Annotated in this window: 17 protein-coding genes; 6 read left to right on the top strand and 11 right to left on the bottom strand. The window is 69.8% G+C overall.

All coding sequences use genetic code 11. The features are described from left to right. Positions 1-6 precede the first annotated feature (6 nt). On the bottom strand, positions 7-315 hold the full coding sequence (locus tag WAE60_RS05485; protein WP_029909376.1) for a hypothetical protein: 309 nt from the start codon (positions 313-315) through the stop codon (positions 7-9). Between the two features lie 100 nt (positions 316-415). Continuing rightward, positions 416-2,254, bottom strand: a complete 1,839-nt coding sequence (gene recQ / locus WAE60_RS05480; RefSeq protein ID WP_337685360.1) for a DNA helicase RecQ — start codon at positions 2,252-2,254, stop codon at positions 416-418. A 322-nt stretch (positions 2,255-2,576) separates the two neighbouring features. Between recQ and WAE60_RS05475 the strand changes: the two genes are divergently transcribed. After that, positions 2,577-4,541, top strand: a complete 1,965-nt coding sequence (locus tag WAE60_RS05475) for a penicillin-binding protein 1A (protein WP_337685333.1) — start codon at positions 2,577-2,579, stop codon at positions 4,539-4,541. Positions 4,542-4,685: 144 nt separating this feature from the next. Here WAE60_RS05475 and WAE60_RS05470 read toward each other — a convergent pair whose 3' ends face one another. From WAE60_RS05470 to WAE60_RS05455, 4 genes are all read right to left on the bottom strand, one after another. Next, the gene (locus WAE60_RS05470; RefSeq protein ID WP_337685332.1) at positions 4,686-5,405 is read right to left on the bottom strand and encodes a SprT family zinc-dependent metalloprotease; all 720 of its coding nucleotides are present in this window, start codon (positions 5,403-5,405) and stop codon (positions 4,686-4,688) included. Positions 5,406-5,451: 46 nt separating this feature from the next. After that, on the bottom strand, positions 5,452-5,811 hold the full coding sequence (locus tag WAE60_RS05465; RefSeq protein WP_337685331.1) for a hypothetical protein: 360 nt from the start codon (positions 5,809-5,811) through the stop codon (positions 5,452-5,454). Positions 5,812-5,848: 37 nt separating this feature from the next. After that, positions 5,849-7,105 (bottom strand): polyhydroxyalkanoate depolymerase, encoded by a 1,257-nt coding sequence (gene phaZ / locus WAE60_RS05460; RefSeq protein ID WP_029909365.1) that lies wholly within the window; start codon positions 7,103-7,105, stop codon positions 5,849-5,851. 90 nt (positions 7,106-7,195) lie between these two features. Next, a complete protein-coding gene (locus tag WAE60_RS05455; RefSeq protein ID WP_337685330.1) occupies positions 7,196-7,789 on the bottom strand; it encodes an SCO family protein in 594 nt (197 codons plus the stop codon). A gap of 55 nt (positions 7,790-7,844) precedes the next feature. Here WAE60_RS05455 and WAE60_RS05450 point away from each other — a divergent pair, with 55 nt between their 5' ends. Next, complete coding sequence (locus WAE60_RS05450; RefSeq protein WP_029909361.1) at positions 7,845-9,254, top strand: ActS/PrrB/RegB family redox-sensitive histidine kinase; 1,410 nt, start codon at positions 7,845-7,847, stop codon at positions 9,252-9,254. 88 nt (positions 9,255-9,342) lie between these two features. Further along, positions 9,343-9,900, top strand: coding sequence for an ActR/PrrA/RegA family redox response regulator transcription factor (locus WAE60_RS05445; protein WP_029909359.1), 558 nt, complete (start codon positions 9,343-9,345; stop codon positions 9,898-9,900). Positions 9,901-9,992: 92 nt separating this feature from the next. Here the strand turns inward: WAE60_RS05445 and WAE60_RS05440 are convergent, their stop codons facing one another. From WAE60_RS05440 to WAE60_RS05430, 3 genes are all read right to left on the bottom strand, one after another. Beyond that, positions 9,993-10,778, bottom strand: a complete 786-nt coding sequence (locus WAE60_RS05440) for an SDR family oxidoreductase (protein ID WP_337685329.1) — start codon at positions 10,776-10,778, stop codon at positions 9,993-9,995. Between the two features lie 212 nt (positions 10,779-10,990). Continuing rightward, a complete protein-coding gene (locus tag WAE60_RS05435) occupies positions 10,991-11,278 on the bottom strand; it encodes a 4a-hydroxytetrahydrobiopterin dehydratase (RefSeq protein ID WP_029909354.1) in 288 nt (95 codons plus the stop codon). Positions 11,279-11,310: 32 nt separating this feature from the next. Next, on the bottom strand, positions 11,311-11,952 hold the full coding sequence (locus WAE60_RS05430; protein WP_337685328.1) for an HAD-IA family hydrolase: 642 nt from the start codon (positions 11,950-11,952) through the stop codon (positions 11,311-11,313). A gap of 153 nt (positions 11,953-12,105) precedes the next feature. Between WAE60_RS05430 and WAE60_RS05425 the strand changes: the two genes are divergently transcribed. The 3 genes from WAE60_RS05425 to WAE60_RS05415 all read left to right on the top strand — a co-directional run bounded on the left by WAE60_RS05425 (position 12,106) and on the right by WAE60_RS05415 (position 14,819). Further along, complete coding sequence (locus tag WAE60_RS05425; RefSeq protein ID WP_337685327.1) at positions 12,106-12,468, top strand: hypothetical protein; 363 nt, start codon at positions 12,106-12,108, stop codon at positions 12,466-12,468. Positions 12,469-12,543: 75 nt separating this feature from the next. Beyond that, a complete protein-coding gene (locus tag WAE60_RS05420) occupies positions 12,544-12,648 on the top strand; it encodes a hypothetical protein (protein WP_231499410.1) in 105 nt (34 codons plus the stop codon). A 176-nt stretch (positions 12,649-12,824) separates the two neighbouring features. Continuing rightward, entirely contained in the window at positions 12,825-14,819 is a 1,995-nt protein-coding gene (locus WAE60_RS05415) for an AsmA family protein (RefSeq protein WP_337685326.1), read from the top strand. Positions 14,820-14,955: 136 nt separating this feature from the next. Here the strand turns inward: WAE60_RS05415 and rsmD are convergent, their stop codons facing one another. Then, entirely contained in the window at positions 14,956-15,519 is a 564-nt protein-coding gene (gene rsmD, locus WAE60_RS05410; RefSeq protein WP_029909350.1) for a 16S rRNA (guanine(966)-N(2))-methyltransferase RsmD, read from the bottom strand. A 3-nt stretch (positions 15,520-15,522) separates the two neighbouring features. Next, positions 15,523-16,161, bottom strand: coding sequence for a TMEM175 family protein (locus WAE60_RS05405; RefSeq protein ID WP_029909349.1), 639 nt, complete (start codon positions 16,159-16,161; stop codon positions 15,523-15,525). Between the last annotated feature and the right edge of the window lie 63 nt (positions 16,162-16,224).

The following is a 16,224-nucleotide window of genomic DNA, read 5'->3' as shown; positions in this document are numbered from 1 at the left end:
CCGGGTCTAGCGGTCGAAGTTGCGGGCCAGCAGGAAGCCGAACACCGCGCCAGCCACGAACGCGCCGATCGCCACGGCGACGGGGCGTTCCTCGGCGATCACGTGGGCCGCCTTGGCCTTCTCGATGCTCCAGGCCTTGCCGACCTCGGCCTTTTCGGCGGCGAAGGACCGGGCGACCCCAGCCTTCTCGGCGGCGTACTCGGCGGCGACGTGGGCCTTTTCGGTCACCGTCTCGACGGCCTTGTCCACGGCGGCCTTGGCGCGCTTGGCGCGGGTCTTGGCGGGTGTGGCGGTCTTGATCGTGAAGTCGGTCATGCGAAATCCCGTGCCGAAATCCATGGAGGAGATGGGGTCAACACTCTTAACACGCCCGGCGGCAAAACGTTTCTCGCGCTTGCGGCGCCGCCGTCCTTTTCTAGTTGTCGCGCACCACCTTGAGCACCGCCTCGCCATAGCGGTCGAGCTTGCCCTGGCCCACGCCGCCGGCCTTGGCCAGGGCCGCGGCGTTGGCCGGACGCGCGGCGGCGATCTCGGCCAGGGTGGCGTCGTGGAAGATCACATAGGGCGGCACGTGCTGCAGGGCCGCCTCCTCGCGCCGCCAGCTCCGCAGGGCCTCGAACAGGGCCTGGTCCTCCAGCGGCACGGTCAGGGCCTGGCGCTTGCGGGCGGTCTTGCCGGCCCCGGACCGGGCCTGGCCGTCGGCGGTGATCGGCTGCTGGCGCAGCGAGACCAGCCGCTCGCCGCGATAGACCTGGCGCACGCCCTCGCCGTCGCCCAGGCCGATCAGCGGCCGGCCGTCGTTGGGGTCCTCGCGCAGCAGGCCCTCGAACACCAGGGTGTCGATCAGGTCGCGCCAGCCCTGGGGGCTGAATTCCTTGCCGATGCCGAAGGTCGACATGGTCGCCTCGGCCTGGGTCACGTCCTTGGTCTTGCCCAGCAGGTGGTCGACCAGGCGGCCGCGTCCGAACCGTCCGCCCATGCGGTGGGCGGCCGACAGGGCCTTCTGGGCGGCCTGCGTCGCATCGACGCCGACAGGCGGCGCAACACAGATGTCGCAGACCCCGCAGCGCTCGACCCCCTCCTCGCCGAAATAGCGGCGGACGGCGGCGGCGCGGCAGGTGACGCCCTCCAGCATGGCGTAGAACTGGCGCAGCTTGCGCAGCTGCACCGCCTTGACCTCGTCGGGCGCGCTCTGGGCCTCGATGCGGCGCACGGCCCAGGCCAGGTCGGCGGAGCTGTAGAGGGTGATGCCCTCGGCCGGCTGGCGGTCGCGGCCGGCCCGGCCGATCTCCTGCCAATAGGCCTCGATGGCGGCCGGCGGATCGGCGTGGATCACGAAGCGGACGTCGGGCTTGTCGACCCCCATGCCGAAGGCGATGGTCGCCACCATCACCGCCTCGTCGGCCTCCAGGAACTCCTCCAGCCGCCGGGCGCGCACGGCCTTGTCCAGGCCCGCGTGATAGGCCAGGGCGGGGATACCTTCGGCGATCAGCTTCTCGGCCAGCTTCTCGGTCGAGTCCCGGCTGCCGGCATAGACCACCCCGGCGCGGTTGGGCCGCTCGGTGACCAGCTCGATCACCCGGTCGTGGCCCTTGCCCTTCTTGCGCTCGGCGTTCAGGGCCAGCTCGTGGCGGGCGAAGCTGTCGACGAACTCGGCCGCGCCCTTCAGGCGCAGTTCGGCGCGGATGTCGTCGCGGGTCCGCGCGTCGGCGGTGGCGGTGACGGCCAGGCGCGGGGCGTGCGGGAACACCTCGGCCAGGCGGCCCAGCATCCGGTATTCGGGCCGGAAGTCGTGGCCCCATTGGCTGACGCAGTGGGCCTCGTCGACGGCGACCAGCGACAGGGGCAGGCGCGACAGCCGCTCCAGCATCGACGGCTGCATCAGGCCTTCGGGCGACAGGTACAGCAGGTCCAGCCGCCCGTCGTCGATCCGCCGCCAGATCTCGGCCCGCTCGGCGGGCAGGGTGTTGCTGTCCAGCCGCTCGGCCGCGACGCCGGCCTGCTGCAGGCCCGCCACCTGGTCGGCCATCAGGGCGATCAGCGGCGAGACCACCAGGCCCAGGCCCGGACGGACCAGGGCGGGGATCTGGTAGCACAGGCTCTTGCCGCCGCCGGTGGGCAGCACGGCCAGGGCGCTGCGCCCGGCCAGCAGTTCGCCGATCACCCCGGCCTGCAGGCCCCGGAAGTCCGAATGGCCGAACGTGCGGCGCAGGACCTCGCGCGCCGCGTCGAGCGAGGGCGGCGAGGGGTCGATGACGGAATCAGGCTGGTCGTACACGGGCGTCTTTTGACAGCGCGCGGAGCCCAGGCCAAGCGCGGCGCCATGATCCGGCCCCCAAAATCGGCTTGAAAGCGGACATCGGCTGCACGGCCCCTGCATGGACGGTCGCCAGCCTCCCCGGTCGCGACCACAGGCTGAAACGAACCATGAACACGCGCCGCGCGCAAGGCGCCCACTGGGCCGCACCGAAGGCCGTTCATCCCTCGTCAATCTTGTCGCGCGTTTTGTGAGCTTCGGCTAAACGGATTTCGGCGCGGCCCCGGGACTTCGCGCCCTTTCGGGATCAAGGACTGACATGGCCAACGGCGTCTTCGGCGGGAACAAGCCGGCGAAACCTCAGCGCACGCCGCTGCAGGCGTTGCTCTATTGGACGATGGTGCTGGGCGTCTGGGGCCTGATCTTCATCGTCGCCTTCTTCGCGGTGTTCGCCAGCGACCTGCCCGACACCTCCAAGCTGTACGACGTCAAGCGCCAGCCCTCGATCAACTATCTGGACCGGTCCGGCGCCCTGCTGGCCGTGCGCGGCAGCCAGTACGCGCCGCCCGTCGACCTGGACGCCCTGCCCGAATACGTGCCGGCCGCCTTCGTGGCGATCGAGGATCGCCAGTTCTACCACCACATCGGCTTCAACCCCTGGGGCATCGCCCGCTCGCTGATCTGGAACCTCAGCCACGAGGGCGGACCCCAGCGCGGCGGCTCGACCATCACCCAGCAGCTGGCCAAGAACCTGTTCCTCAGCCCGGCCCAGAACTATCGCCGCAAGGCCCAGGAGCTGATCCTGGCCGTCTGGCTGGAGCTGAAGTTCAGCAAGAAGCAGATCCTGGCCCTCTACATGAACCGGGTCTATTTCGGGGCCGGGGCCTACGGCATCGAGGCCGCCTCGCAGCGCTACTTCAACAAGCCCGCCAGCCAGCTGACCGTCGGCGAGGCCGCCCTGCTGGCCGGCCTGATGAAGGCGCCCGCCCGCTACTCGCCGGTCTCGGCCAGCGACCGCGCCGCCCGCCGCGCCACCATCGTTCTGGACGAGATGGTGCGGATGAAGGCCATCACCGCCGAGCAGCGCGATCAGGCCTTCGCCGAACCCGTCCGCGTCTCGGCCACCCTGGCCAACCAGCGCGCCCAGTACTTCACCGACTATGTCGACGCCCAGGTGCGCTCGCTGGTCGGCGAGCCGACCGAGGACCTGGTGGTCGAGACCACCCTGGACCTGCCGATCCAGGTGGCCGCCGAACGCTCGGTCCAGGTCGGCGTCGAGGGCCACAAGACCCAGGGCGTGCAGCAGGCGGCCCTGGTCGCCATCGACGGCGAAGGCCGCATCCGCGCCTATGTCGGCGGCGCCGACTACGGCGAGACCCAGTTCGACCGCGCCACCAGCGCCCGCCGCCAGGCCGGGTCGGCCTTCAAGCCGTTCGTCTACCTGACCGCCATGGACCAGGGCCGCAACCCGTCGGTCATGGTGGTCGACGAGCCGGTGAAGATCGGCAACTGGGAGCCCAAGAACTACACCAACAAGTACCTGGGTCCGATGACCCTGCAGACGGCCCTGGCCCAGTCGATCAACACCGTCGCCGCGCGCCTGGCCAGCGAGGTGGGCACCAGCAACGTCGCCAACACCGCCCGCCGCCTGGGCATCACCAGCAAGATCCAGCTGGACCCGTCGATGGCCCTGGGCGCGGTCGAGGTCAGCCCCATGGAGATGGCCCAGGCCTACGCCCCGTTCTCGAACGGCGGCTTCCTGGCCAAGGGCTACGGCATCGAGCGCATCCGCACCACCAGCGGCAAGGTCCTGTACGACCACAGCGTCGACAAGACCCAGCGCCCGGCGGTGATCGGCTCGCCGTCGCTGCAGTACATGAACCAGATGATGCGCCAGGTCGTGGCCAACGGCACCGGCGCGCGGGCCAAGGTCGCGGGCTACGACATCGCCGGCAAGACGGGCACCACCAGCGATTACCGCGACGCCTGGTTCGTCGGCTACACGGGCGGCTTCGTCACGGCGGTGTGGACCGGCAAGGACGACAACACCTCGATGAAGAAGGTCACCGGCGGCGGCGCCCCGGCCGAGATCTGGCGCAACTTCATGGCCGCGGCCCTGCCGCGCCTGAAGGCCACCCCGATCCCCGGCGGCGTCATCGAGCCCCCGCCCCCGGCCGGCGACGACCCGATCGGCGCCCTGCTGGACCCCTCGGCCGCGCCCGAAGGCCCGGCGGCGGAAACCCCGGCTCCGGGGACGCCCGCGCCGGAGCAACTGCCCTATTGAGACCGCGCAGCGAGCACTTGCCCCCTACGGGTCGCTTCGCGACCGTCTTCCCCCACAGGGGGAAGAGCCACGCCGCGAAGGCTCCGCCCCCTACGGGGGCGGACAGACCGCGAAGCGGTCAGGTGGGGGCAAGTGGGTGTGATCTCACGCCGAGATCGCGTGCAGCTCCGCCGCGTGGGCCCGCAGCCAGCGTCGGTGCGGAGCGGGGTCTCCGGACAGCTGCTCGCACAACGCCCAGAACCTTGGTCCGTGATTGGCCTCGATCAGGTGGGCGCATTCGTGGGCCACGACGTAGTCGGCGACCTCGAACGGGGCCAGGACCAGCCGCCAGCTGTAGCGGATCGCCGCCGGGTGACCCGGTCGCGCCGGGCGGCACGAGCCCCAGCGGGCCTTGGGATCGGCGATGGCCACCGAGGGCATGGGGCGGCCCAGGGCGGCGGCGTGGTGCGCCGTGCGCTCGGTCAGGCGGGTCAGGGCCTCGCGCTTGGCCAGGCGCAGGATGCGCAGGCCCCAGGCGCTGTCATCCGGGGCGATCAGGGCGTCTTCCGTCATCTTCGGCCGGCCGGGGCCGACCTCCAGCCGATAGGGCTTGCCCAGCAGGCGCAGGATCCCGCCCGGCGCGATGACCTGGCGATTGGGCAGGGCCGCCAACTGGCCGGCGATCCAGTCGGCCTTCTCGTGGGCGAAGGCCACGGCCTCGGACAGCCGGCGCGGGGTGGGGGCCAGGGCCACCACCTCGGACTTGGCCCGGTCGACCCGCAGCGAAATCCGCCGCGCCCGGCCGTCGACCTTCAGCCGCACCGCGCAGCCGCGCACGTCCAGCTGGTCACCGTCGGCGTAGCGCTGCGGGCGGAAGAGGTTCATGTCCTCTAGATCGCGCCGCAACGGTCCAGGTGCAAGGGGGCCCGCGCTACAGGTCGGGGATCAACGAACGGCCCAGGGCCCAGGCTATCGTCTGCGCCTCGATGGCGACGGCGGCGGCGGCGTAGAACACCGCGACGAAAGGTCGTCGACGGGCCGAGGCGACGACGCCGGCGACCGCCTCGGCGAAGGCGGGGCGAGGCCGCATCGACAGCCATTGGGCCAGCAAGGCCAGTCCCCAGACGACGGGCAGCGTCGTGGCGAACCAGAGACGTGGGACGAGGTCGTCGCCGGTCGCTTCGGACAGTGCGAACATGGCCAGCATGTAGACCACGCCCGTGGCGAACAGCTTGGTCCTGAAGGCCAGGCCGGCCAGGCGATCGATCAGCGAAACAGGGGCGTCGGACATGGCCCTGTTTCGCAGATTTCGTCAGCGAAGCTCAAGCCTAGCTTTGGAAGTTCGGATCGTTCTTCAGGATGAAGTCGCGGACGCGCGGATAGATCTCCTCGCGGAACCGGCGGCCGTTGAACACCCCGTAGTGGCCCACGCCCGGCTGGACGTAGTCCTCCTTCATCGACTCGGGCAGGGACGAGCACAGGGCGTGCGCCGCCTGGGTCTGGCCGATGCCGGAAATGTCGTCGTTCTCGCCCTCGACCGTCATCAGGCCGATGTCGGTGATCGCCTCGGGCCGCACCAACCGGCCGCGATGGACCAGCTCGCCCTTGGGCAGCAGGTACTGCTGGAAGACGATGTCGATGGTCTGGAGGTAGAATTCCTCGGTCAGGTCCAGCACCGACAGGTACTCGTCATAGAACTCCAGGTGCTTGTCGGCGCTGTCGCCGTCGCCCTTCACCAGGTCCTGGAAGTACCGCTGGTGCGCCTGCTGGTGCTTCTCGGCGTTCATGCTCATGAAGCTGGCCAGCTGGACGAAGCCCGGATAGACGCGCCGGCCCATGCCCGGATAGGGCGCGGGCACGGTGTAGATCATGTTCGACTGGAACCAGGTGAACGGCTTTTCCTCGGCCAGCTGGTTGGTCACGGTCGGCGACAGGCGCGCATCGATGGGCGAGCCCATGAAGGTCATGCTGGCCGGGCGCGAGGGGTCGTTGTCCTCGGCCATCAGCGCAGCGGCGGCCAGGACCGGCGGGCCCGGCTGGCAGACGGCCACGACGTTGGGGCGCGGGCCCAGCAGCCGCAGCATCTGCTGGATGTGGTCGATATAGTCGTGGAAGTCGAAACGGCCCTGCAGGACCGAGACCTCGCGGGCGTTGATCCAGTCGACGATGAACACCGCGTGGTCGGGCAGGAAGGCCTCGACCGTGCCGCGCAGCAGGGTGGCGTAGTGGCCCGACAGGGGGGCGACGATCAGCACGGCGGGGTCCAGGGCGAACTTGCCGGCCCGGCGCATGTCGGCCATGTCACGGTCGAACTGGATCAGCCGCGCCCAGGGGCTTTCCCAGACCACGGTCGGGCGCACGCGCACGTCGACCTGGCCGATCTTGACCGTGTCGACGCGCCAGTCCGGCTTGCCGTAGCGGCGGGTGACGTTCGAGAACAGGTCCGCGCCCGCGTGGATGCGCCGGCCCAGATCGGTGTCGGCCGCCGGGTTCAGGGGCGAGCCCCAGAAGTCGCGCGCGGCCAGGGCCGCGAAGCGCAGGGGCGTGGAGGCGTAGAAACTGGCCTCGTGCAGGGCGTACAGCATGGCGCATCCAGAATGTTGCAATGCAACATAACACGCCAAACCCTAAGAAGGTACCGCCTTCCGGTAGCGGTACAGCGTCGCGGGCGCCGGTCAGCGCCCTTCCATGGCGTCCTTGATCTGCCGGGCGATCTCCTCGGGCGGCAGGTTGTAGGCGATCACCTTGCTGAACCGGCCCTTGGGATCCATCAGGTAGATGGCCGTGGAGTGGTCGACGCTGTAGTCCGGCCCGTCGCCGACCTGCTTGTAGTAGGCGCGGTAGGCCTTGGCGGCGGCCGCCACCTGCTGGGGCGTGCCGGTCAGGCCCAGAATGTTCTTGGGCAGGGTGGGGCCCGACAGGAAGGTCTTCAGCTGCTCGGGATTGTCGCGGCCGGGATCGACCGAGATGAAGACGATCTTCAGGTCCTTGGCCTTGGGGCCCAGCTGGTCGCTGGCGGCGGCCAGGGCCTGCAGGGTGCCGGGGCAGACGTCCGGGCAGTAGGTGAAGCCGAAGAACACCGCGTTCCACTGGCCCTTCAGCGTCGCTTCCGTGGCCGGCTGGCCGTTCTGGTCGACCAGCTGGAACGGGCCGCCCACCAGGGACGGGGGCGGGGCCTTGTCCAGAACGCCGGTCTTGTAGATCAGCCCGCCGGCCACCAGCACGGCCACGAGGCCTGCCAGAATCGCGAACAACCGATGACGCGGCATGGGCGTTGAACCTTTCGCTCTCGCCAGGGGAGAATTTCTGGCCTTAAGGTGCGACATGGCAGACGCGTCTCTCAAGAATGCGCCGCACAGTTCGCCTCGACCGGGGCTCGATAAGCCTGACGTCGAGGCGGCGCAAGACGAGGACTGGTCCTGGGCGGGTCCGGGGCTTCGTCGCGGACGCCTGAGGGTCCGCACCCTGATCGCCCAGCGCTGGATCATGGTGGTCGGCCAGACCGCCGCGGTGCTGATCGCCGGCCTCGTCCTGGACCTGAAGGTCCCCTACGCCCTGTGCTTCTCGCTGATCGCCATGTCGGCCTGGCTGAACGTGCTGATCGGCCTGGCCTTCGGCGGCCAGCGGATGGCGCGCGAGGTCGAGGCCACGGCCCAGATCGCCTTCGACACCCTGCAGCTGGCGGGGATGCTGTACCTGACCGGCGGGATCATCAATCCGTTCTCCCTGCTGCTGATCGCGCCCGTCACCCTGGCCGCCGCCACCCTGCCGGCCCGGTTCGCCGCGGCCATCGGCGTCCTGGCGGTGGCGGCCTGCGTGATCCTGGCCTTCTTCAACCTGCCGCTGCCCTACCGGCCGTCGGCGGGACCTGGGCCCGTGCCCGGCGGCCTGACCCTGATGACGATCGTGCTGTCGCGCATCCTCGGCATCGCGGTGACCGGGGCCTACGCCTGGCAGGCGGCGACCGAATCGGCGCGCATGGAGCTGGCCCTGAACGTCACCGAGACCGTGCTGGCCCGCGAGCAGCGCCTGTCGGCCCTGGGCGCCCTGGCCGCCGCCGCCGCCCACGAGCTGGGCACGCCCCTGGCCACGATCTCGGTGGTGGCCCGCGAGATGATCCGCAACGCGCCCGACGAGCAGACCCGCGAGGACGCCGAGCTGATGATCGGCCAGGCCGCCCGCTGTCGCGAGATCCTGGCCCGGCTGACCGAGATGCCCGAGGCCAAGGACGCCGTGCACGAGCGCATCAGCCTCGTCCAGCTGGTGCACGAGGTGATCGAGCCGCACATGATCCACGGCATCCGCGTGGAGGCGGTGGTCAACGGCCCGCCCGGCGATTCCGCGCCCGACATCTGGCGCCGCGCCGAGATCCTCCACGCCCTGACCACCATCGTCGAGAACGCCGTCGACTTCGCCCGGGCCGAGGTGATCGTCGTGGCCCGCTTCGACGCCCGCGCCGTGGTCATCGAGGTGCGCGACGACGGCCCGGGCTTCTCGCCCGAGATCCTGGCCAAGCTGGGCGAGCCCTATGTGACGTCCCGTCCGGGGGCGGAGGGGTCCAGGACCGGCCACATCGGCATGGGCCTGGGCTTCTTCATCGCCAAGACCCTGCTGGAACGAACTGGGGCCACGGTGGATTTCAAGAACGGTCGGCGCGGCGGCGCGGTGGTCGCCGCGCGCTGGCCGAGGTCGGCGCTGGAGGCGCCGGCCATCATCGGTGCGAGCGAGCTGTGATGAAACACTTGCGACACTCGGGAAATGGGCAACAAGATAGCTCGCTCGTGGCCCGGTTGAGTGTCGGCGTTGGGAGGCGCTGAATTTCATGGCGGATATCGGTGAAATGGTCGCGGCCTTGCCCGACAAGTCCCTGCTGCTCCTCGACGACGACGCGCCGCTACGGACGCGATTGGGCCGAGCCCTCGAACAGCGCGGATTTGCGGTGACGCTCTGCGCCTCGGTGGCCGAGGCGATGAGCGCCCTGAAATCCCAGGCCCCGGCCCACGCCGTGCTCGACATGCGGCTGGAGGACGGCACCGGACTGAAGGTGGTCGAGGCCGTGCGCGACGTCCGCCCCGACGCCAAGGTCATCATGCTGACCGGCTACGGCAACATCGCCACCGCCGTGGCGGCGGTGAAGGCCGGGGTGATCGACTACCTGTCCAAGCCGGCCGACGCCGACGACGTGGCCCGCGCCCTGCTGGCCGCCAAGGACGCCGCCCCGGCCCCGCCGGAAAACCCGATGAGCGCCGACCGCGTGCGCTGGGAGCACATCCAGCGGGTCTACGAGATGTGCGGCCACAACGTCTCCGAGACGGCGCGCAGGCTGAACATGCACCGGCGGACCCTGCAGCGGATTTTGGCGAAGCGGGCGCCGCGGTAGGCGGGACCGGGGACATGCCCTTGCGGCGTGTCCCCAAGTCTTGGCTCGGCGCTAGCGGATGGGGACACGCCGCAAGGGCATGTCCCCGATGATCACATCGCCGAAATCCCGCCGTCCAGCTTCAGCTCGGCGCCGGTCATGAACTTGCTCTCGTCGCTGGCCAGGTAGAGCACGGCGTTGGCGATGTCGTTCGGCTCGCCGATGTGGCCCAGCGGGATCTGGCGGCCCAGCTTGGCGTGGGCCTCCTCCTTGCCCAGGCGCTGGCTCAGCGGGTCCAGGATCGGGGTGTCGATGAAGGTCGGGTGGATCGAGTTGGAGCGGATATCCAGCCCCATCTTGGCGCAGTAGAGGCCGATGTTCTTGCTGAGCAGCCAGACGCCCGCCTTGGAGGCGTTGTAGGCCGGCGAATTGTGGTTGGCGATCAGGCCGGCGATCGAGCTGATGTTGATGATCGAGCCCGGCTGGTGCGCGCGCATGTACTTCAGGGCGTGCTTGGCCCCCAGGAAGACGCTGTCGACATTGATCGACATGATCTTCTTCCAGAGGTCGAACTCCATCTGCTCCAGCGGCTTGTCGCCCGCGACGCCGGCGTTGTTGAGCAGCACCGAGATCCCGCCCATGGCCGCGTCGGCCTTTTCCAGCGCCTCGATCCACTGGTCTTCCTGGGTGACGTCCAGCTGGAAGGCGAAGGCCGTGCCGGCCCCGTGGGCGGCGTTGATCTCGTCGGCCACGGCCTGGGCCCCGGCGAAGTTGATGTCGGCGAGGCTGACCTTGGCGCCTTCCTCGGCCAGACGCCGCGCGGCCGCCGCGCCCAGGCCCTGGGCGCCGCCCGTGATGAAGGCCTTCTTGCCGGCGACCCGGCCCGTGCTCTGCGCCATCTGCGGCGTCCTCCCGTTATAATTCAAACGCTAGTTTGAACTGGATGGGGCGGGGACGGAAGGGGGAAACGGCGGCTCTGGACGCCCCCTCCGTCGCGCTGCGTATTCGCAGCGCGCCACCTCTCCCGCTTCGCTGGTGAGGAGGAAGCGAACCAGCCTCTCCTCCCCCGTGCAACGGGGGTGGTGGCGGGCGCAGCCCGACGGAGGGGGCGTTAGGCCGCGATCTCGTCCATGAACCGCGCCATCGTCACGTCCAGCTCGCTGACCCCGTCGGCGTCGTGCGTCGTCAGCACCACCTCGACGCGGTTGTAGACGTTGAACCACTCCGGATGGTGGTCCAGCTTGTCGGCCATCAGGGCCACGCGGGTCATGAAGCCGAAGGCGGCGTTGAAGTCGGTGAACTTGAAGGTCTTGCCGATGGCGTCCTTGTCGGCGACCGACGCCCAGCCCTGCAGTTGGGAGAGGGCGGCGGCGGCGCCGATCTTGGCGGGGCGGGTCATGGCGGGCTCCTGCGGCGGAAAAGGTTTCCCCCTCAGAACGCCAAACCGGTCGCCGCCGCAAGGTCCGCCAGCAGTTGGTCCTCGGTCGAGACCTTGATGGCCGTCATGCCCAGTGCCGCCGCCGGCTTGCAGTTGACCCCCAGGTCGTCGAGGTAGACGCAGGCGGCCGGCGCCACCTGGATCAGCTCGCACATCATTTCATAGATGCGCGGGTCGGGCTTGCGGACCCCGGCCTTGGAGCTTTCGATCACCGCGTCGAACTGGGCGAAGATCTCGGCGATCTGTTCGGCCTTCTGCGCCGAGCCGGCCATGCCCGTGCCGTGGCCGGTGACGACGTTGTTGGTGATGCAGCCCACCTTGAACCGCGCCTTGCAGGCCTTCAGCGCCGCCACCACGCGCGGCCGCACGTCGCCCGACAGCAGGGGCAGCACCTCGGCGCCGCGCACGGCGTGGCCCAGACGCGTGGCCTCCTCCAGGAACAGGGCGTCGAAGGCGGCCGCGTCGATCTCGTTGCGCTCGAACAGGGCCCAGGCGTTGGCGTCGGGATCGGCGGCGTTGACCCGGCGGATGAAGTCCTGCGGCAGGCCGCGCTGCTGCTCGAACCGTCGGAAGGCCTCGAACGGCGAGGTCGTGAACACCCCGCCGAAATCCCAGATCACCGCCTCGATCGCCATGTCCGCCTCAAACACTTGTTTGATCGAAAGCTAGGGCGGGCGGCCGCGTCTGGCAATCGCCCGAAGAATCTTCATGGCCAAGCTCGCGTTGAAGGCGAAAGCGCGCGAAAGCACGCAGGGGCTCTGGTTTGTTAACCTTCTGGAGTTTTCGCCATGATCCGCCGTGCGCTGCTTTTGCTGGGTCTCGCCGCCGCCTTAGGCGGAACGGGCGTCGCCGCGTCGGCCGCGGATCGGCCGCAGGACTGCGCCGTCCGCCGGGTCACCGGCCCGGGCGGGGCCTATCGCTACGATCGCGTCGAGTGCGAGGCCCGGGCCGTCTGGAGCGACTTCGACCGCTGGGCGTACGAGCGGCCGCTGGACGTGGAGGACCAGCCGTTGCGCGGCGACCGCTACGGCGGCTGGACCCGGATCGTTCCGGACTCGGCGCCGTCGGACCCGGTCGCGCCCTATCCTGCCTATCGCGTGGCGGGACGCGACGCCGGCGGCTTCCTGGTCTGGCCGGGCAAGCTGCCGTGAAGACTCATGTTTTTGGCCCGGAGATTGCGTGAGGGGGGACCACACGCATCAAATCGGGACGGGGGAAATTTCATCATGCGCCAACCGAGCAAGCCGCTCTTCAAGGCCTACGAGATCGTGGCGATCGTCGCCTTCGTGCTGGCCGCCATCGGCGTGGGCAGCCTGCGGCTGGTCTACTAGCCGCCGCCGAGGCCGCCCCGGGGCGGGACCTGACCGTTTTCGGAACATAAGGACCCCGTCCGCGCGTTGTGGACGGGTATCCGGAGGTTCCCGCCCTGACGACGCTCGCCCCCAATCCGCCGCCCCCCAACCTGCTCGCGCGTCTTCGCGGCCTGCCGCCGCGCGCGCGCTGGGGGATGATCGGGGCGATCCTGCTGACGATCGCGATCGTCGTCTTCCTGGTGATCTTCGACTGGAACTGGTTCCGGGGACCGCTGGGCCGCTTCGCCTCGGCGCGGCTGGACCGCGAGGTGGTGATCACCGGCGACCTGCGCGTCCATCCCTGGTCGTTCTCGCCCAAGGCCGAGGCCCTGGGGGTGCGCATCGCCCAGCCAGACTGGGCGGCCAAGGCCGATCCCAAGGGCTCGCCGGCCGGGACTCCCATGGCCAAGGTCGACCGCATCGCGGTGCAGATCAAGCTGCTGCCCCTGCTCAAGGGCGACGTCATCCTGCCGCTGCTGGCGGTGGACCGGCCGGACGTGCGCCTGCTGCGCGACGGCTCGGGCAAGGCCAACTGGACGTTCGGCGACCCCAACGCCCCCAAGACGCCGCTGAAGCTGCCGGCCATCCAGCACTTCATCATCAATGACGGCCAGCTGCGCTACGAAGACCAGCAGCGCGACGTCTTCTTCCTGGGCACGGTCAATTCCAACGAACACGCCACCGCCGACGGACGCGGCCGGTTCGTGCTGGAGGGCAAGGGCCAGCTGAACCGTTCTCCGTTCACCGCCCTGGTCACCGGCGGCCCGCTGCTGAACATCTCGCCCAACCGGCCCTATCCGTTCGACGCCAGGGTCGATGCGGGCTCGACCCACGTCCTGGCCAAGGGCGACATCACCAAGCCGTTCAACCTGGGTCTGTTCGAGACCCAGCTGAGCGTTTCGGGCACGGACCTGAACCGCCTCTACGCCCTGACCGGCCTGACCCTGCCCAACACCCCGCCCTACAAGATCAGCGGTCATCTGACCCGCAACGGCCAGCGGTTCGACTTCAAGAAGCTGAACGGGCGGATCGGCGACAGCGACGTCTCGGGCGACCTGTTCGTGCTGACGGGCCGCCAGCGGCCCTATCTGGAGGCCGACCTGCAGTCCCGGCGCCTGGACTTCGACGACCTGGGCAGCCTGGTCGGCGCGGCGCCGGCCACCGGCAGGGGCGAGACCGCCTCGGCCGGCCAGAAGGTCGAGGCCGCCCAGCGCGACGCCACCCAGCGCCTGCTGCCCGACGCCACCCTGCAGGTCGAGCGCGTCAAGGCCATGGACGCCAAGGTCAAGTACCGGGCCCTGGCGGTCAACGCGCCGAACCTGCCCCTTCAGAAGGTCCGGCTGGACCTGACGCTTGAGAAGGGCGTGCTGACCATGGACCCCATCGCCTTCACCTTCTCGCGCGGCGACCTGGCCGGCAAGGTGCGGCTGGACGCCAATCCCAAGGTGCCGCGCACCGATCTGGACCTGCGCCTGACCAACGCCAAGCTGGAAGACTTCATCACCATCAAGAACGACGGCAAGCCGGCCGTCGAGGGTGGGGTGATGGCCCGGGCCAAGCTGACCGGCTACGGCAATTCGGTGCACCGCGCCGCCTCGACCGCGAATGGCCAGGTGACCCTGGTCTCGCCCAAGGGCCAGATCCGCCAGGCCTTCGCCGAGCTCCTGGGCGTCAACGCCTCCAAGGGCCTGCTCCTGCTGCTCAGCAAGAGCGACAAGGAGACCAGCGTCCGCTGCGCGGTGGCCGACTTCAACGTCAAGGACGGCGTCATGACCTCCAACCAGATCGTCGCTGACACCGGCGTGGTGCTGGCGCGCGGCAAGGGCACGATCAACCTGCAGAACGAACGCATGGACCTGAGGATCGACGGCGACAGCAAGAAGCCGCGCCTGGTCCGGCTGTTCATCCCGATCACCATCAAGGGACCGTTCATGTCGCCCAAGGTCGGGCTGGAGACCGGCGGGGCGGTGGCCCAGGGCGGGATCGCCGCGGCGCTGGGCGCCTTTGTCTCGCCCCTGGCCGCCATCCTGCCCTTCGTCACCGGCGGCGAGGCCAAGGACGCCGACTGCGCCAGCCTGGTCGCCGAGGCCCGCAGCGACGGCGCCCCGGTCAAGGTGGCCCAGACCACCCCGGCGAAGGTCAAAAAATAGCCCGCTCATCCCGGCGAACGCCGGGACCCAGATCCCATATCGGTGTGGCGGATTGGAAGAACGCCGAGCTCATGGCGTCAGCTCGGGAGTCATTCCATCTGGGTCCCGGCATCCGCCGGGATGAGCGGATTTTTGATCACGCCAGCCGGAAGAAGAACACCTTCGCCGCCCCGTACTCCCGGGCGTCCAACCGCTCGAAGCCTTCCGGCGCCGGATCGGGCTCGTCGCGGCCGCGCTCGAACACCACGACGGCGCCGGGGGACAGCCAGTCGCCGGCGGCCAGGGCGGCCAGGGCCTTCTCGCCCAGGCCCTTGGCGTAGGGCGGGTCGAGGAAGGCGATGTCGAACGGCGCGCCGACGCTGCCCGGGCGCGGGCCCGGATCGGTGGCGTCGCGCCGGTGCACCCGGGCCTGGCCGAACAGGCCGAAGGCTTCCATGTTCTCGCGGATCGCGCCGCGCGCGTTGTCGTCGGTCTCGACGAACAGGCAGAAGGCGGCCCCGCGCGACATCGCCTCCAGGCCCAGGGCCCCGGAGCCGGCGAACACGTCGATCACCCGCGCCCCGTGCAGCTCCGGCGCCCAGGCGGCGTGCTCGAGGATGTTGAACACGGCCTGGCGGGCCCGGTCGGAGGTGGGGCGGGTGTTGGCCCCCGGCGGGGTGACGATGGCCTTGCCGCGATACTGGCCCGAGACGATGCGCAAGACTCAGTCCTCGGCGGCCGGGACGGCGGGGAGCGCGCCGCTCCGGGCCATCAGGCGGTTGGTCATCGACAGTCCGGCCACGACCACGGCGATGCCCAGCCAGCCCCACCAGGTCTGGGTGATGATGCTGAGGAAGGTCAGGCCGCACATCAGGCCGGGCAGCAGGGCCACGCGCAGCAGCACATAGACCTTCTCGCCGGTCGGCATCGGTTCGGACAGTCCGGCGAACATGGCGGCGTAACCCCAGGCCAGGGCGTGGGCCAGGCCGATGGCAGTCACCAGCGCCACATAGACGACCACCGACGAGGCCGTGCCGTTCTCCCACAGCATCTCGGTGCCCAGGGGCAGCAGGGCCAGCAGGCCCAGCATCAGGAGGTTCAGCACGTCCAGCACGCCGTCGGCCCGGCGCAGGCGCGAGAAGGTGCGGCGATGGGCGATCCAGTTGACGCCCACGACGGCGAAGCTGACGGCGTAGGCCATCAGCTTGTGCCGCATCTGGCTCAGCAGGTCGCCGACGCTGCTCCAGTGCTCGGGCGGATGGATCTCGATGGCCAGCAGGGTGATGGCGATCGCGAACACCGCGTCCGAGAACAGGATCAGGCGATGAAGGTGCTGCGCTTCCTTGTCGGTGATGTCGGTCATGCTCGCCCCGCCCTGTCGTCGCCCCATGTTGCCTGCGTTGTGTGCCGCGCGCCGGCTGGCGGG

This window comes from Caulobacter sp. CCG-8 (assembly GCF_037402475.1).
Classification (GTDB): domain Bacteria; phylum Pseudomonadota; class Alphaproteobacteria; order Caulobacterales; family Caulobacteraceae; genus Caulobacter.
The sequence above is the reverse complement of the archived record's forward strand: the minus strand, read 5'-3'. Positions and strand labels throughout refer to the sequence as shown.

Bases quoted from the DNA above. Each gene is read 5' to 3' on its own strand.
- WAE60_RS05485 (WP_029909376.1), bottom strand. From the start codon at position 315: ATGACCGACTTCACGATCAAGACCGCCACACCCGCCAAGACCCGCGCC.
- WAE60_RS05475 (WP_337685333.1), top strand. From the start codon at position 2,577: ATGGCCAACGGCGTCTTCGGCGGGAACAAGCCGGCGAAACCTCAGCGC.
- WAE60_RS05470 (WP_337685332.1), bottom strand. From the start codon at position 5,405: ATGAACCTCTTCCGCCCGCAGCGCTACGCCGACGGTGACCAGCTGGAC.
- WAE60_RS05465 (WP_337685331.1), bottom strand. From the start codon at position 5,811: ATGTCCGACGCCCCTGTTTCGCTGATCGATCGCCTGGCCGGCCTGGCC.
- phaZ (WP_029909365.1), bottom strand. From the start codon at position 7,105: ATGCTGTACGCCCTGCACGAGGCCAGTTTCTACGCCTCCACGCCCCTG.
- WAE60_RS05455 (WP_337685330.1), bottom strand. From the start codon at position 7,789: ATGCCGCGTCATCGGTTGTTCGCGATTCTGGCAGGCCTCGTGGCCGTG.
- WAE60_RS05450 (WP_029909361.1), top strand. From the start codon at position 7,845: ATGGCAGACGCGTCTCTCAAGAATGCGCCGCACAGTTCGCCTCGACCG.
- WAE60_RS05445 (WP_029909359.1), top strand. From the start codon at position 9,343: ATGGCGGATATCGGTGAAATGGTCGCGGCCTTGCCCGACAAGTCCCTG.
- WAE60_RS05440 (WP_337685329.1), bottom strand. From the start codon at position 10,778: ATGGCGCAGAGCACGGGCCGGGTCGCCGGCAAGAAGGCCTTCATCACG.
- WAE60_RS05435 (WP_029909354.1), bottom strand. From the start codon at position 11,278: ATGACCCGCCCCGCCAAGATCGGCGCCGCCGCCGCCCTCTCCCAACTG.
- WAE60_RS05430 (WP_337685328.1), bottom strand. From the start codon at position 11,952: ATGGCGATCGAGGCGGTGATCTGGGATTTCGGCGGGGTGTTCACGACC.
- WAE60_RS05425 (WP_337685327.1), top strand. From the start codon at position 12,106: ATGATCCGCCGTGCGCTGCTTTTGCTGGGTCTCGCCGCCGCCTTAGGC.
- WAE60_RS05420 (WP_231499410.1), top strand. From the start codon at position 12,544: ATGCGCCAACCGAGCAAGCCGCTCTTCAAGGCCTACGAGATCGTGGCG.
- WAE60_RS05415 (WP_337685326.1), top strand. From the start codon at position 12,825: ATGATCGGGGCGATCCTGCTGACGATCGCGATCGTCGTCTTCCTGGTG.
- WAE60_RS05405 (WP_029909349.1), bottom strand. From the start codon at position 16,161: ATGACCGACATCACCGACAAGGAAGCGCAGCACCTTCATCGCCTGATC.